Raw genomic sequence first — 16,247 nt, 5'->3', positions numbered from 1 at the left:
TAGATTTAATGAAAAGTCATATTTTGTCTCCTTTTCATAAAATCTATAGTTCTTGCTTAACTTTCATTATATAGACAAAATGTGCTTTTTATGTGAAGTCGTAATCAACCAGCTTGCAAAAAATTAATTATGCTTTGTTCGACGTGGCGGTTAAAGGTCAACCGCCCATGTTCTGCGCTGTAGCCTGTTAGCTGCAAAACTTGATAAGATCGAGCATTGCGCATAAGATATCCAAGCGACAAAGCTGAAGCAGTCGTTACCACCCCATCAGTATTTTTACCGGTATTGCCAATAATATTTAATACTTGTAAGTCTTTTACATTAGCTGGTGAAATTTGAGCTAACTTTCGATAACTTGAATTCATTTTATTAGGACGACCATTAACTACTTGCAAATTTTGGGGTTGGCTTAAACTTTCGGGTAAATTGCTGTATTTTACCCCATCAAATGGTCCTGCGATTGTGACCATCTTTTTAACTGGTAGCAAGGCATGATTTTTATTTTGGGCAAGCAAGTAATACATCATTGAGATCGTACCTAAGGAATGACCCACAAAGTTAACTTGTTTAAAATGATATTTCTGCTTTAATGCTAAAACGACATTTTCTGCATACAGACCTTGTTTTTCATAATCAAGCTGAATATTATTGCCATAATTGACCATGACTAAGGGATTCTTTACATTTTGAGAGAGTGTGTCGACAAGTTTCACTTTGCCATCCGCATCAACGTTTGCGCGAATCACACTATTGCTTACGCCCGAGCGCAAAATAGTATTCACCATATGCTGCTCGCTATGGTAATTACTTAATGCCCCATGAAAAAATAGTGTCGGCGTTGCGTCTATTTGGTATGCCAGTTTTTCATGCGGACGTGTTTGATTAACTGATGATTGTGAATTAGTTTTTGGCACGCTGCAGGCAGTAAGGAGCGCCATTAGCATTGTTAGTAATAATAATCTAAATTTTCTCATATCCATAAAATAGCTCATTTTCTTTTCAAAAGCTATCTTCTTTGAATTTCTTTAAACAAATTTCCCAGGAAATAATTTAGCCATAGCTTTTAAGTATTTTGTTTTATAACTACAAAATATTGTCCATCTCTTTAATCTTGACTTACAATTAAGAAGTAAGATTTTATAATAGAAAACGGAGGTTTATTAATGAACCAACATCCTGATTATTTATTAAATAAGATTTCTAGCCCCAAGGATCTTAAAAAATTAAGCCTTGCGCAGATGGAACAATTAGCTCAAGAAATCAGAACCTTAATTCTTGAAAAAGATGCTGCTGAAGGTGGACACTTAGGCCCAGACCTAGGAATTGTCGAAGCCACAATTGCTTATCACTATGTTTTTGACGCACCTAAAGATAAGATTATTTGGGATGTTTCCCACCAAACTTATCCGCACAAAATGTTAACAGGCCGTGCTTATGGCTGGCTTGATCCTGATCGCTACGAAGACGTGACACCTTATACAAATCCAGAAGAAAGTCCATACGATTACTATGCTGTTGGGCACACCTCTACTTCTGTTGCTTTAGCTACAGGAATGGCTAAAGCACGTGATATGCTTGGTAAACACGAAAACATTACTGCTTTAATTGGTGACGGTTCTTTAACTGGCGGTCTAGCATTTGAAGGTTTTAACAACGCAGCTATTGAAAAAGGCAACTTGATTATCGTGGTTAATGATAATCAAATGTCTATTGATAAAAACATTGGTGGCGTAGTTACTGCTCTTAAGAAATTACGCGATTCAAACGGTCAAAGTCCGGATAATCCATTTACTGCTATGGGATTTGATTATAAGTACGTTTCTGACGGCAATAATTTACAAGATATGATTAGTGCCTTTAGAGCTGTTAAAGACATTAATCACCCAATAGTTTTGCATATCAATACTTTAAAAGGTAAAGGCTACCAACCAGCTATTGATAATGAAGAGGCTCACCACTGGGTATTGCCATTTGATCTTAAGACTGATAAGACCACCGTTCCCGCTCCTAAGACGCCAAATGCAACTACTACAGTTATCGACTTGTTAGAAAAGCACATTAAAAACAATGAAAAGATCTTGGCAATTAACGCTGCTATTCCAGGCGTATTTGGCTTAGACGTCATCAAGAACAAGTATCCTGAAAACTACAAAGACGTCGGCATTGCTGAACAAGAATCTGTTACCTTTGCAGTCGGTGCCGTTAAAGAAGGCATTGTTCCTATCTTATTAGAAAACTCAACTTTCTTACAACGTGCTTATGATCAACTCTCACACGATGTTGCAGCTAACGACTTACCAGTTGTGATGGTTGTTGCTAACGGCGGAATCACAGGTGGATCAAAGACTCACCTAGGTATTTTTGACAACACCATGATTGCCAACTGGCCAAACTGGGAATACTTAGCTCCAACCACTTTGAATGAATTAAAATCAATGTTTGACTGGGCTGTAAAGCAAAGAAAGCATCCTGTTGCCATCAAGTCACCAGTTACCCCAGTTCCTGAAGGCGAAGTAGTTGATGAAGACTACTCAACTATTCATTACGACATTAAGCGTGGCAAGCAAGTCGCAATTATCGGCTTAGGCGATTTCTACCAATTAGGTGAAAAAGTTCGTAAATTGCTTGCTGACCACAGTATCAATGCTAGCTTAATTAATCCAAAATCTGCTGCTCATCTTGATGTTGAAGCACTTAACGATCTTAAGAAAGATCACGAGTTAGTTGTTACTTTAGAAAATAACAGCTTAGCAGGTGGTTTTGGTGAAAAAGTTGCTAGTTTCTATGGACCATCTGACATGAAAGTTATGACCTTCGGTGAAAAACGCGAATACACTGATCTAGAATCAGTTGCTTCAATTTATAAGCGCAATCATTTAACTCCTGACCAAATTAGTAAAGATATTTTAGATGTACTCCATCAGTAACTAATGTGAATTTTAGATAAAACAAAAGAGCGTATCGATCGATGCGCTCTTTTCGTATATATCCTAATCTACTTAACTTTTCTGCTGGCACCTGCCAAAGACAAAATGCCAGTTAAACCTACTAAAGCTAACCCAATTGCAGCTGCAGTAGTGTCATCGTTACTACCAGTTTGTGGTAATTCACTAGCATGTGGAGCAACAGTTCCTTCAGATTTCTTTACTGCCGAAACTTTAACTGGAGTTACTTGCTTACTTGCATGAGGAGCTGGAATGTCTTCTCCATGTGGCATTACTGTTTCTGGTTCTTCTGGTTTAGTTGGAACATCTTCACCATGTGGTGCTGGAACATCTGGCTCGTTTGGAGTATCAGGTTCTGGATCTGGGGTTGGAGTTGGTTGAGGCTGTGGCTCAGGAACTGGAACTGGATCAGGTTGTGGTTCTGGCTGTGGCTGCGGAGTTGGAATTGCAGTATATGTTACTGTTTCTTCTTCATCTTCAGTTGCAGGAGATGCTGCTATTTCTGTTTTATCTGCAGTGTAGCCTTTAATTATTGGACTTTCTACTTTAGAATAGCTTGCTTTACTCCACTCGCCATAACTTACTTTGCCGCTTACTGCGTCGGTCGTCTTAGTTCTAGTTAACTTAATAGTTTCGGCTTTGTCATCGCTGGCTTTCTTTCCATCTGAGTAAACATAGTGGATTGTTCTAGTTACTTGTTTACTCTCAGTTTCAACCTTATCAGCGTTACGCTTGTAAGTTACTGTTTCAGTTTTATCTGCGTTTGCCGTTTCACGTGAAACTAAAATTTTATCTGGAGTATAGCCTTTAATTTCAGGGCTCTTAACTTCATCATATTCTCCCTTGCTCCAGCCAGTGTAACTTACTTTGCCATCAAAGGTAGTAGTCTTGGTTCTAGTTAAAACAATAGGTTGTTTAACTTCTTGAGCTGCCACTTTACCATCTTCATAAACATAATTAATGGTGCGAGTTACAGTCTTTTTTTCTGTCGTTACAACCGGATCATTTTGTGCGTACACAAAGTTTACAACGTAGCTATAAGCTGTAAAACTACCACTTGTTGCACCCTGAGTTTGAACTAAATGATAGCCATTAATTTCTTTAGCATCAGCTTTCCAGTCACCTTTTGCGTACCAGTAATTTTTAGGATCCACGCCATTATTGATCTGGTTGGGATTATCTTTATTAAAGGAAATTGTCTGGCTTGGAGCTAGTTTCTTGCCATCTTTATCAATAAAGTTAACTGTTACGTTCTTATTAGGGATCAAATGCAGGTACGTTCCAGTAGAATAAACATTGTAATAATCCTTATTGTAAACTTTAGCGTTAGTCCCTAAATAACTAAAACCTTGGTTAATATATTTATTAATTAAATCGGAAGTCTTTTTTTCAATATCGCCATTGGTAGCTTCATAAGTTTTACCAGTAGATCCTTGCATACCAAACATCCCTGGTAACTCATGCCACCCACCACTAATCTTAGCTCCAACATCTTTATTTTCGTTAGGTAATTCCATGTCGGAATTAGCAGTAGTCTTTTTATATTTAAAGGTAATTACCACATAGTTAGGATCATCAATTTTTTGAGTTTGTCCATTAACTTTGCCATCAACAATATCTTTTGAAACTAATTTATATCCTGGAATATCAATAGCATGAGCTTCATACTTAGATGCGTCAGAAGCAGTTTTATCACCTGCTAAATATTGGGGACTAGCTACAGTAGACGTAGTATTCGGCATCACAAAGGAAGCTAATACCTTGTTTGTATCCTCATCGACATATTCTACCTTAATGTCTGATAGCGGCATGTAATGCAAGGTAATATTAACGTCTTTGCCATCGACTCTATAAATGCCATCATCACCTAATTTAAAATTACTGGTAATTGCATCCGGATTCATCAACTTGTATCCAGCAATTGGCTGCATTAGATTACCAATTTTAGCGCCATCTTTACCAGTAAAATCGCCACTAATTCTATCTCCACGGCTGTAACCCAATACCTTATTATTAGCGTCATCCCAAGTAGTAATGTGGACTTTATAAATTTTATCCGGATCAACTGCTTGTTTTTTAGCATCAGCTTTTTCAATAGCTAAAGTTTTAGCGATCTTTTGGCTACTACCGGCCTGCTCATCACTGTTTTGCTTGCTATCGTTGGTATTAGCAGTTTTAACTTGCAAAGCGCTCTCTTTATTTGTTTCTTCTTTTTCTGAAGTAGCAGCTGTTTGACTAACAGATTTGTCATCAGTATTTTCAGCAGCTTTAACTTGATCATTAGTATTTAAGTTTAAAAAACTAACCCCAATTAAGACAGAAGCAGCTCCAATCGTTAATTTTCTAATTGAAAAGCGATCCAACTTTTTATTAAACATAATACTTAACTCTTTCTTTATATGTTTGGTGCTTAACCTATAAGTTAAAATTAATCTCTACATAAATATAATAACACCTGTTCTCGTATTTTTTGACCCAGTTTTAAGTTATTTAATAGCATAAATTTTTATCAAACTACCAAAGTGACGTAGTATCACTATTTATATGAATATGCATCTAGAAAACAACTGAATTTAAAGCACAAAAAGATGCATTTTTTTAGCTTTTTTGCTTTAATTTTTAACTAACAACTCAATATTGTTATAAAAAAAGAAGATATTATATAAATACCTTCTGTATATTAACTTATTCAATAAATAAAACATCCCGCATTTGCGTACTTAATTCTGTATCCAAAACCAAGTCCATCCCGACAGCTGGCTTCATTTTACTGCCCACTTTTTCTTGCTTCACACTATCTTGATCAATCTTAGCTGTACCCAAATAATAGAATCCTTTGCCATCGCTGTCGCTTCTTTTGACAAAAACATAAATTTTCATTTGTTCATCTAGCAGTTTTTGCACCTCAGGCGAATCTAAATGACGCGGACTACGCGTATACCAACGCATGATTTTGCCATCTTGCAGCTGATTATTGTATGCACTGCTGCGCTTATTTAGATCTTTTTCATGATAAGTAATAAAAATTGGCGTTTGATTTTCCTCGACACGATAGCCATACATTGGTGCCGAAACATCGAGCTTCCAATTTAACAAATGACAAACATCTTTACGATCATAACGTTGGTATAAGCTAAATTGCTTACTTTGGTCATAGTTTTTGCTCAATGCTAGTCCCACTGTTAAAGCATCTTCAAATAACCTTTTAAAATCAGAATTTTTCAAACTTACTCTTAAGAAATTTGCTAAATGGTACTCATCTTCATTTTTTTCAATCAAACTACGCCCACCGTATTGCTGCTTTTTCGTTGTTTTGCCAGCTTTAACATCAAAAAAGTCCAAACTTAAAAAGTTATCAACTGATTCCAAAGCTTCATCATTAACATAAGTCTTGTTTTCTTTTAGAATTTTAATATATTCGTCTGTACTTAAATAATCTCTAGTTAATAGAGCTTTCAATAAAATTAGCTCGTGCACTCTTTTGCCTAGCGACAGTTCTTTAGTAACAAAATTCAACACTTGATTTTCTTGCTCAGTCAGATCGATTTTTTCGCCCATCTTAATTAGGAAATCGCCATAGTTTTTAAAACTAGAATTATTAATAAAAACTTCTGGACTAGTTGAGCCATATTTTAGAAAATCGAGCAACATTGGTACACGACCTAACTTTTGGCTTAATTCTTGATAAGACTCACGCAATTGACGCATACTATCAAGCTTAATTTTTTCAAGCGAATTCAGGATTTTTTGACTAGCAACCTGAGAAAAGTTAATCGTCGAAACTCCCAATAATTGCGGCAATTTCACCTCGCGAATTGCTTTTTCTCGCAGACGGCTCACATCATGATTCAAAGCTAACGGAATCAAATAGTTATTCTTATAATTGCCGATAAAATCAATAACCGTCACAAAGTCCTTGCCAGGATACTTACGTAAGCCCCGTCCTAATTGCTGAATAAAGACGATCGAAGACTGGGTATTACGCAGCATCACAATTTGATTCAAAGATGGAATATCAATTCCTTCATTAAACAAGTCAACAGTGAAAATATAGTTGAGCTGCCCAGCTTGCAATTGATTAACTACTTTTTGACGTTGAAATTCACTATCTTCATTTGTTAAAGCTTTAGCAGGGTAGCCTTTTTGAGTAAATAATCTTGCCAATTCTTGCACTTCTTGCGTTCGACTGCAAAAAACTAATCCTTCAGGCCGCTTGCCGCAATAGCCATAATAATCGAGCTCTTTTAAAAGATAATCGACTCTTTCTTCATTAGTTAAAAATCTTAAATCCGACGTTTCATCGATATTTTGACCATCTTTTTCATAGTCTTGCACGCCAACATAATGAAATGGCGCCAGCATATTTTCTTGCAGCGCATCTTTTAAACGAATCTCATAAGCTAAGTTATAATCAAAAATTCGATAAACATCTTGCTTATCCATCCGTTCGGGCGTAGCTGTCATCCCTAGCCAAAACTTGGGTTTAAAATACTGCAAGATTTTTTGATAAGATGGCGCAGCTGCACGGTGGGCCTCATCAATCAAAATATAATCAAATTCTTCAGGTTTAAATTGAGTCAAGGTACGTTCTTGGCTCATTGTTTGCACTGTTGCAAATAGGTATTTTTTATCAAGATCTTGGCTATTTCCTGTTAGCAAACCAAATTTATTATCAGGTTCTCCTAATACCTTTTTAAAGCTTGCCAGCGCTTTTTTAGCAATTTGCTCGCGATGAACCAGATATAAAAATCTTTTGGGCTGATAGTTTTTTACGGCAAAAGCGCCTAGGTAAGTCTTACCTGTTCCCGTTGCAGAAACTACTAGACCGCGTTTTTGCTCATTTTGGGCCAATAAATCTAACTGTTTTAATGCATCAACTTGCATAGCATTAGGCCTGATAACTTGTTCATTAGAAACAAAAGGCTTATTTACGACCGGCTTAACCCAATTAGCTGCATATTCATCTAACCAAGCCTTATTTAACTTAAAGCTATTAGCTTTTAAACTTTCGATTTCACTTGCCAGCTGCTTAGTCAACGCGGCTTGTTTATTTGTGTTAACTTTGAGCGCCCATTCAGAATTTTCTAACAAAGCGTTGCGCGTAAAATTAGCACTACCAATAATCATTTCTTGGCTGTCTTTTTGCTCAAATAAATAGCCTTTAACGTGAAAGCCATCTTGTTGACTTATGCGAACTTCAAGATTGGGAATTTTCATTAATTCGGCAAAGACTTTCGGACTATTGAAGTTCAGATATGCTCCTGTAATTAAAGTACCTTTGATTTGTTTTTTAGCTAAATCTTCCATGATCAATTTAAAAGGCGTTAACATATTTTCGCTAATAAAAGCCACTACCCAAGTAAATGAGCTACATGTTAGTAGCGATTTACGCAGACTAAACCACAGGTTATCGTACTTGCTATTTGTGAGTAATCTAGGAGTCAATCTGCTTTGGCTTGGCAAGTGCTCATCATACAAGCCATTTAAAATTGAATTTTGCAATAAGTTATCCATTTTATTCCTCAAAATCTGTATTAAAAAAGCACCCTTTCTATTTTGAGAAAAAGTGCTTTGTGGATAAGTCTAAATAACTATTTTTGTTAGTTATCCACAATTATTTGTTCCACAAAAACTTAATTATAAGTTTATCCACTTGTGGATTTTCATGCAAGGCAGAATGACCAGCTTTTTTACCAGTTATTTTTACAACGCGATAAGACTTGGCTCTATCTTTAACTAAATATTTTAAAGATAAAGACGAAACATTTGGCACTGTACCGTCAGTATTATGACCCGTATCGCCAATAATATTCAAGACCTGTACTTGATTTTTAGGATATAAATAGTGCACTGCTGTCATAGCTTTGTAAGTAGCATTCATATGATTTGGTTTGCCTGCACTATTAAGCTTTAAATTAGCTGGCTGGCGAACGCTTGCTGGGAAGTTGGCAAAATCAAGCCCCGCAAAATGACCGGCAATATCAACTTGCTTTTGTAATTGTGGCATCTTTTTATTATCACCATTTTGAAGCATATAGTAAATAATCGAAATATTGCCTAGTGAATGGCCGACCATGTTAATTTTTTTGATGCCGTATTTTCTCTGCAATGTTTTTACAACACTAGTCGCATATTGACCATGTTTTCGATAATCTAGCTGTCGATTATCTTCATAGTTAACTTCGCAAATCGGATTTTTTGCGTTATCAGGCCAAGTACCGTGTAAAGTAACTTTACCATCTTTTGCGACATTAGCGCGGATAACTGCATGAGTAACACCTGCTTTTTCGGCAGCTTGCACCATATGTTCTTCGGCATGATAAGAACTGCCACCACCATGGAAAAATAAAGTTGGCGTAGAGGTAATTCTTACATTCTGTTTTTTACTACCTGATTTACTTTGACAACCAACTGCAATTAGTGCGATTAGTAAAATTGGCACAAGCAAACGCCATATTTGCTTAGTATTCATCATATTTTTATTTTATAAATCAATTTCTAAAATTAACGGACAGTGGTCTTTACGATCGCCGGTATCGATCATTTCAGACTTAGTGACTTTATCGGCAATCCTGTTAGAAACGATATAATAGTCGATTCTCCAGCCAGAATTGTTTTGCTTGCTGGTGCGCACTCGTTGAGCCCACCAGGAATAAACGCCTTCAATATTGCCGTGCACTTTTCTAAAAGTATCAGTAAAGCCAGTATCAAGCAGCGCAGTAAAGTCGCGACGTTCTTCATCGGTAAAGCCAGCATTGTGGTGATTATTTTGAGGATGCTTCAAGTCGATTGGGGTATGAGCAACATTGTAATCGCCACTAGCAATGACAGGTTTATTTTTATCCAATTCTTGCAAATAAAGGCGATATTTTTCATCCCAAATTTGACGATCGTCAAGGCGACGTAATTCATTACCGGAATTAGGCGTATAAACTTGACTAACATAACAATTGTCAAATTCTAAAGTAATGATGCGTCCTTCATCATCCATTGGCTCTGGCGCATCAATTTTAGGATAAGTAACTTTAGGATCGTAAGTATTTTTATATAAAAACATCGTGCCAGCATAACCTTTGCGCGCAGGCTCTTGAGAAGAACGCCACACATAGCTATATTCTGGGAAAAATTCTGCCAACTTTTCTTGGTGCTTTTTAGTTGGACCAGTTGCACGCAATTTTGTTTCTTGAATTGCGATGACATCTGGATCTTTTTCTTTAATAGCAGCTAAGACCTGGCGCGTTTCTTGAGCACGGTTAGAATCACTAGTTAAAGCAGCATTTAAAGAATCAATATTCCATGAAATTAGTCTCATAATTTCCTCTCCATTCTCAGTATTTTTCTAGTCTATTATACCTTTTTATGAGAAGTAAAACTTTTTTAGCATAGAAAAAGCAGCTCGATGGCTGCCTTTTGAGTTTTATGCAGTTTTACCTAAAATTTTATTGACTAATTCCTTATCTTGGAAATCTATTACTTGAATATTGTGTTCTTCTAGTCCTTCTGCAAATTGTTTTGAATTATCTGTCAGTCCATTTATTAATACATTAAACGATGAATCGCGATAGTTATCAGCTAGATAATCAATCGTATCGCTATAAATACCGATGATTGCTTCCATCGTATTTTTAGACAAAGTATTATACAGCTTAGTCAGCTTATTTACTCCCAGTTCTGGCGTAAAATTATATTCAAAAGTATATTGCTGCTTAGTTTTTCCTAAAGCAATATTATTCGTTGTAAAGTAAAATACTTCCTTATCATTATTAAAATATTTTTTTACATCATCAAAAAATATTCCACGAGTATTAGCACGATTGGTAGCACCTAAATCAGAAATACGCAAAAGCAGTTGAATAAAATCTAAAATAGACTGAGATAAATCTTCGAATTTTACATTATCTTTTTGAATTACATTATTATTTTCAATAAAGTTAAATGATTTCAGATACCACTTGAAAAGGTTGTTGCGCGTCGTTGCCTTTTTATTTAGATCGATACCATTCATTTCCATGTTCCAGCAAGTGTATCCTTTATCTGTCAGGGTGAGGGTATGATTTTCGTTTTCAATGATATTAAATAAAATTCCGTCCCCAAAATAATCACTAAATTCAGTTAAAACCTGCATATCATGATCATTAATTGGATTGAAATGTACTCTATCTTTAATCCATTCTAGCCATTGGGATTGGATTTTATTTAATAATTTTTCAGCGCTAACGCTCATTTTCTTCACCCCTTTTATAGTAATTTTGGTCTTACTTCTAAACTTCCTTCTTTAATTTTAACATGAGTATATGCCAGCATTTCTTCTAAGGCGTCTAAAAAAGTTGGTGGATCAGCAATAACATCTTTATATGGTAATTTATACGCACGCATATATTGTCCATCATTTCTTTGTTTAAATTCATCTTCACAAAATAAATTTACTCTATTACCTCTAATTATGTCGCCATTTGCATTTTTGTGAAAGCTATTATTTAAATTAAACCGTACTAAATTCAATTTAGTATCACAATCCAAGAAATTTAAATGGCAATTTTCTTTTTCAAAATGATAAAACAATTTAAACTGACGATTATTTTCTTTTGCCCTTAAATCTAAACATCCGTTAGAGCCATCTTCCAACTCTAAAACATATTTCTTCAAAAAAGTTTTTATTAACGAAATAAGATGATTAGCTTCTTGCTGATTTAAAGCTATCTCCATTGTCTTATCCTCCTAAAGTAATCATGAATATTAAAATTATATCTAATCTATACGAAAGATAAAACGTATTTTTTACTCCATAGAAAAAGCAGCTCGATGGCTGCCTTTTGAGTTTTATTTCTATGCATTTTTATTGTTAGTTTCTAGCTTTATTTCCATTAATCATTGAAAGGATCCATGATACTAAAATCACTAAAATAATTGCTCCCAACAATGATGGAATAATCGCCATTCCAGCAAGTTGTGGCCCCCATGCTCCAAGCAAAGCTTCCCCTAAAGACGAACCCACTAAACCAGCGATAATATTTACGATCCAATTCATTGAACCGCCCTTATGCGTGATGGCACCTGCAATCAATCCAATTACACCACCAACAATTAAAACCCATAACCAATGAAGCATGATGATCGCTCCCTTCCTTAAAATTTAATTCAAACAAAAACTAATCTTCTAGATCTTCTTTTACTTTCGTAGCTTTATCTTTTACCTTGCCTTTAGCTTGTTGTGCTTTTCCTTCAAGTTCACGAGCTTTATCGCCAGTAACTTTCCCTTCTACTTCTTTTAATTTGCCTGCTACTTTATCCTTTAAACCATGTTTGTCACTCATAATAAATCTGTCCTTTCTGTAGATAGCATAATAACAAACTTAATTAAGAGTATTGGCCAATGTCTCTTTTAAGCTATTTGTTAAGTTAATATTAGCATGTGCTTATTGGTTTACCTATTCAAATGCTCTTAAAAACACTGTCTTATATCTTTCTTAATAACTTGTCATATACATATAATCGCTGATATATTGCACTTTTGAGCATTTTGTACCACAAATACCTAGCTAGATGATATAGTAATCAAAACTATATTTATTTGTTTTTTTATAGATAGGTGATGAAAAATATGATAGATAAAACTTATAATGAAAAGCGCTTTATTTTTCTTAAGAGCTCCCACTCAAATTTGCAAGCTTTGCAAAAACAATTTAACTTAGATCCAATTATCTTTCAGCAATCAAAATCTTCAGTGGAAGTAGCACGTTTTTTACCACTTACTAAGACAAATCTAAAGGATGCCCATTTACTTGTTAGCTTTGATTTAAAAGATTCAGCTGCACCAATTGAACAGCAACTTTTTCCAACGATCATAATTTTTAATAGCAATCATTTAATAATATGTGGCACGTCAATTATTAACCAATTACCTGATTTAACGCCACAAAGCGAGATTATTGACTTTATTTTTAAAGCTTTACTAATTCAAGCTAGCCATTTTGAAGAATGCATGACAAAAATAAAAAAGGAAATTGATCGGCTGAACGAAGTAGCACGTACAACTACTTCAACTAAAGCTTTGCGCGAACTTTGCGATCTGACACATGATATCGTTTATATCAAACATACCATGAGCGATCAAACTGAAACCTTAACCGCCTTTTTAGACTACTGCAAAGACAATAATTTGAGTTCCAGCATACTTTTATCACAAGTACATATTGAACAACGCCGGTTAAATAAAATGATCAACGTTTATGAAGATTTACTCAACTCAGTTAGCGGGCTCTTTAGTGCAATGATGGATTCACATTTAAACCACCTGATGAAATATCTTGATACAATGGCTTTAATTATTTCCATTCCTGCTTTAATTGGCGGTTTATGGGGTATGAATGTTGGTGGCATTCCCGGAAAAACAAGTTCATGGGGATTTATCGGAGTCTTGGTAATTTGCCTTATTTCGGTAATTATCAGTGGTCTTTACCTACGCAAGAAAAAGTATCTCACAGATTAAATAAATATTTATTAAGAGTAATTTTTGGGCTAGTTTTTTCTTTTAATTAAGCTTAAGATATTCCTTAATATATTGGTTAAAAACACCATTTTTAAATATCACGAGGTAAAAATATGTTAAGTCTAATTATGGCTTTATTTATAATCTGGCTTTTATGGAAGCTAGGAATTGGTATTATTAAGATCGTCGGTTTCCTATTTTTGATCGGTCTTGTTTTTGTCTTTGTATCTTATTTAGTAGTTCCGATTTTAGCTCTTGTCTTAATTGGGAGCTTAGTTGGCTTTTTAATACGAGCTTAGAAGGGCAATATTGCCCTTTTTATTATAGTTTCACGTGAAACTATAATTACTCATCATAATTTTTGACACTATATTTTTTATCTTATAGACTAAAGAAAACATTAGATTTACATTCATACCGGGAGGTAAGAATATGACAACTAGAATCATTACAGACTCAAGCGCTAACTTTTATGACAAAACAATCTTGGGTGTAGACCATGTTAGCGTACCTCTTTCTTTGGAAGTAGACGGCAAGACTTGGCTTGACGATGAGAACTTAGATCAAGGTCAATTTTTGCTTGCTTTAAAAGAAACTACTGAGCGCTCAACTTCATCTTGTCCCAACATTAATGCTTGGCTTGATGCTTATGAAGGTGCCGACGAGATCTTTGTAATTACTATTACGAGTGCTCTTTCAGGTAGCTACAATGCCGCTGTTCAAGCAGCTAAAATGTACCATGAAAAAAATCCTAAAGCTAAAATTCTAGTCTTCGATTCTCGCTCAGCAGGTCCGCAACTTCAATTACTTGCTACTAAGATTGCACAATTAGTTAATAAGAAATTTTCATTCGAAGAAATCGTTAAAGAAGCTGAAAACTACCAACACCACATTGGCTTAGTCTTTGTTTTAAAGGAATTGGCTAACTTAGCTAATAACGGTCGCGTTACGCCAGCAGTTGCCAAAATCGCCGACTTATTAAAGTTAAACGTGATCGGAACTGCCAATAACAAAGGTGAATTTGAACTCTTGGGTAAGGCTCGCGGAATTAAGAAAGCCGAAGCCAAGATGCTTAAAGACATGATCAAAAATGGCTATATCGGAGGGCGCGTACAAATTGATCACGTTCAAAATTTAGATGGTGCTAAGCATTTCAAGAATTTGATTGTATCTAAGTTTCCTAATGCAGAAGTTAACATTGGCGAATGTGGCGCTTTGTGCAGCTTTTATGCTGAAAATGGTGGCTTAATGGTTGGCTACGAAAAGTAATTTAAAATTAGAGTTAGAAAAAAGCTGATAGTATCTGTTTGATGCAGATATATCAGCTTTTTAGTTTATTCAAGTATCATTTTTTCGCCAGAATATTTTTTAGGATCATCAAGATACCACTGGGAATATTCAACAGAAACTGTTTTAAAACCCAGACTGCGATATAGGCACTTAGCATTTTCGTTTTCTACAAAAACATCAAGCGTTACAGGACGCAACAAATGTGACAGTGCCGCATTAGCTAAAGCCTTACCAATTCCTTTTCTTTGATAAGCAGGATCAACGTAAATATAGTCTAATTCATGCGGATGCGTTGCAATAAAGCCTACTATTTTATCACTAATAACAGCAACTAAGATTTCACATGAAAAGAAATCTTCGCGATACATTGCAGATTCTAAGGGTTCAAAGTATTTTTCAGCACCACCAATTATCATCTCTTGCCTACGTGCTAAATCATGAACTCGACACACTTGTTGATAGTCATTACTATTGTATTTTCTTATTTTAATGTTTTTCATATATCCACCTTCTAAATTATTTTTAGAAAGCGTTAGTACGTAATCGCATATTGGCATCCCCTAATAAAATAAATTTTCACTATTATAGCAAAAAAATGCTCGAAAAAATATCTTTTTCAAACACTTTAGTAATTTTTCTTAAAATCATTTTGCATCAATTTCACAAATTGTGGGTAGTTTTCAACTTCAAATAAGGGATGCAAATTAAGGTTATTTTCTCGATGACGATGATTGTACCAGATACTGTCAAAACCATATTTTTCCGCACCTAAAATATCTGATTGCAGACCGTCGCCGAAAAAGATCGTTTCAGTCGGTCCAATTTCAGTACGGCTAAAAAAGTAATCAAACGCATGCACATCAGGCTTAGAATAATGCGCTTCTTCAGACGTTACAATTAAGTCAAAGTACTTCTTTATCCCGGCTAACTCCAAACGGTGACGCTGCATGTACTTTTCGCCATTGCTCAAAATCGTCAACTTGTAGCCAGCCTTTTTAGCATAGATCAAGGTATCTTCTACTCCAGGCAATAATTGGTGGGCCTCACCAAAAAATGACCGATATTCATCCATTATCTGCTTACCATCAACTTCAATACCTAGATTATTTTTCAAAAAATCATGAAAGGTCATTTCGCTCAATTGTTCATAATTGATGCGACCTTTTTCTAAATCGCGCCACAAACCTTGATTATAACTATGATAGCGACGCTGCAATTCATTAGAAAGCGGCCAATTGTGCGAATTAAATAAGGAGTGTAAAGCAAAATCTTCGGTTACCGCAAAATCGATTAGTGTATCATCGACATCAAAAATTATTTGTTTATACTTCATCTCAATCATTCTCTCTTTCAGTGGTATTACAGATTATAGCAAAAATTACCACGTAAAGGATAAGATATGAATTGGTGAAGTTCCAAGAGTCAATTTAATTTGGCTCTATACTTTTTCCTGTTGATGGATATCTATGATATTCTATCGACAGGATTTTTTTATTGCATAAAGAAAGAGGCCATAAGCCTCA

At 35.3% G+C, this 16,247-nt stretch carries 15 protein-coding genes; 4 read left to right on the top strand and 11 right to left on the bottom strand.

The genetic code is table 11. From position 1 onward, the window contains the following. Window positions 1–104: 104 nt before the first annotated feature. Window positions 105–980 (bottom strand): alpha/beta hydrolase, encoded by an 876-nt coding sequence (locus BN55_RS08590; protein ID WP_008471740.1) that lies wholly within the window; start codon window positions 978–980, stop codon window positions 105–107. Window positions 981–1,163: 183 nt separating this feature from the next. Here BN55_RS08590 and BN55_RS08585 point away from each other — a divergent pair, with 183 nt between their 5' ends. Then, window positions 1,164–2,927 (top strand): 1-deoxy-D-xylulose-5-phosphate synthase, encoded by a 1,764-nt coding sequence (locus tag BN55_RS08585; protein ID WP_008471738.1) that lies wholly within the window; start codon window positions 1,164–1,166, stop codon window positions 2,925–2,927. Between the two features lie 68 nt (window positions 2,928–2,995). Here the strand turns inward: BN55_RS08585 and BN55_RS08580 are convergent, their stop codons facing one another. The 8 genes from BN55_RS08580 to BN55_RS09865 form a co-directional block, all read right to left on the bottom strand. Next, window positions 2,996–5,323, bottom strand: coding sequence for a mucin-binding protein (locus BN55_RS08580; RefSeq protein ID WP_008471737.1), 2,328 nt, complete (start codon window positions 5,321–5,323; stop codon window positions 2,996–2,998). 307 nt (window positions 5,324–5,630) lie between these two features. After that, window positions 5,631–8,459 carry a DEAD/DEAH box helicase gene (locus BN55_RS08575; protein ID WP_008471736.1) on the bottom strand — a complete coding sequence of 943 codons (2,829 nt, stop codon included), beginning with the start codon at window positions 8,457–8,459 and terminating at the stop codon, window positions 5,631–5,633. Window positions 8,460–8,559: 100 nt separating this feature from the next. Then, complete coding sequence (locus tag BN55_RS08570; RefSeq protein ID WP_008471735.1) at window positions 8,560–9,420, bottom strand: alpha/beta hydrolase; 861 nt, start codon at window positions 9,418–9,420, stop codon at window positions 8,560–8,562. Between the two features lie 9 nt (window positions 9,421–9,429). Beyond that, complete coding sequence (locus BN55_RS08565; protein WP_008471734.1) at window positions 9,430–10,257, bottom strand: exodeoxyribonuclease III; 828 nt, start codon at window positions 10,255–10,257, stop codon at window positions 9,430–9,432. Between the two features lie 105 nt (window positions 10,258–10,362). Further along, window positions 10,363–11,169 carry a DUF1828 domain-containing protein gene (locus BN55_RS08560; protein ID WP_008471733.1) on the bottom strand — a complete coding sequence of 269 codons (807 nt, stop codon included), beginning with the start codon at window positions 11,167–11,169 and terminating at the stop codon, window positions 10,363–10,365. Window positions 11,170–11,183: 14 nt separating this feature from the next. Beyond that, on the bottom strand, window positions 11,184–11,651 hold the full coding sequence (locus BN55_RS10055) for a DUF6978 family protein (RefSeq protein WP_008471732.1): 468 nt from the start codon (window positions 11,649–11,651) through the stop codon (window positions 11,184–11,186). 136 nt (window positions 11,652–11,787) lie between these two features. Further along, on the bottom strand, window positions 11,788–12,054 hold the full coding sequence (locus BN55_RS08550) for a GlsB/YeaQ/YmgE family stress response membrane protein (RefSeq protein ID WP_008471730.1): 267 nt from the start codon (window positions 12,052–12,054) through the stop codon (window positions 11,788–11,790). Between the two features lie 40 nt (window positions 12,055–12,094). Further along, on the bottom strand, window positions 12,095–12,259 hold the full coding sequence (locus tag BN55_RS09865; protein WP_008471728.1) for a CsbD family protein: 165 nt from the start codon (window positions 12,257–12,259) through the stop codon (window positions 12,095–12,097). 287 nt (window positions 12,260–12,546) lie between these two features. Here BN55_RS09865 and BN55_RS08545 point away from each other — a divergent pair, with 287 nt between their 5' ends. The 3 genes from BN55_RS08545 (at window position 12,547) to BN55_RS08535 (ending at window position 14,703) form a co-directional block, all read left to right on the top strand. Continuing rightward, complete coding sequence (locus BN55_RS08545) at window positions 12,547–13,434, top strand: magnesium transporter CorA family protein (protein ID WP_008471727.1); 888 nt, start codon at window positions 12,547–12,549, stop codon at window positions 13,432–13,434. Window positions 13,435–13,547: 113 nt separating this feature from the next. Next, a complete protein-coding gene (locus BN55_RS08540) occupies window positions 13,548–13,733 on the top strand; it encodes a hypothetical protein (protein WP_008471726.1) in 186 nt (61 codons plus the stop codon). A 133-nt stretch (window positions 13,734–13,866) separates the two neighbouring features. Beyond that, window positions 13,867–14,703, top strand: coding sequence for a DegV family protein (locus BN55_RS08535; protein ID WP_008471725.1), 837 nt, complete (start codon window positions 13,867–13,869; stop codon window positions 14,701–14,703). A gap of 65 nt (window positions 14,704–14,768) precedes the next feature. Here BN55_RS08535 and BN55_RS08530 read toward each other — a convergent pair whose 3' ends face one another. Together BN55_RS08530 and BN55_RS08525 are read right to left on the bottom strand one after the other, a co-directional pair. Next, window positions 14,769–15,281: a GNAT family N-acetyltransferase gene (locus BN55_RS08530; RefSeq protein WP_236699168.1), complete on the bottom strand. Its 513-nt coding sequence runs from the start codon at window positions 15,279–15,281 to the stop codon at window positions 14,769–14,771. A gap of 68 nt (window positions 15,282–15,349) precedes the next feature. Continuing rightward, window positions 15,350–16,057 (bottom strand): YjjG family noncanonical pyrimidine nucleotidase, encoded by a 708-nt coding sequence (locus tag BN55_RS08525; RefSeq protein ID WP_008471722.1) that lies wholly within the window; start codon window positions 16,055–16,057, stop codon window positions 15,350–15,352. Window positions 16,058–16,247: the final 190 nt, after the last annotated feature.

Source organism: Lactobacillus hominis DSM 23910 = CRBIP 24.179 (assembly GCF_000296835.1).
Lineage (GTDB): Bacteria > Bacillota > Bacilli > Lactobacillales > Lactobacillaceae > Lactobacillus > Lactobacillus hominis.
Note: the sequence above shows the minus strand (reverse complement) of the source record. Positions and strands in the feature narration are given on the sequence as shown.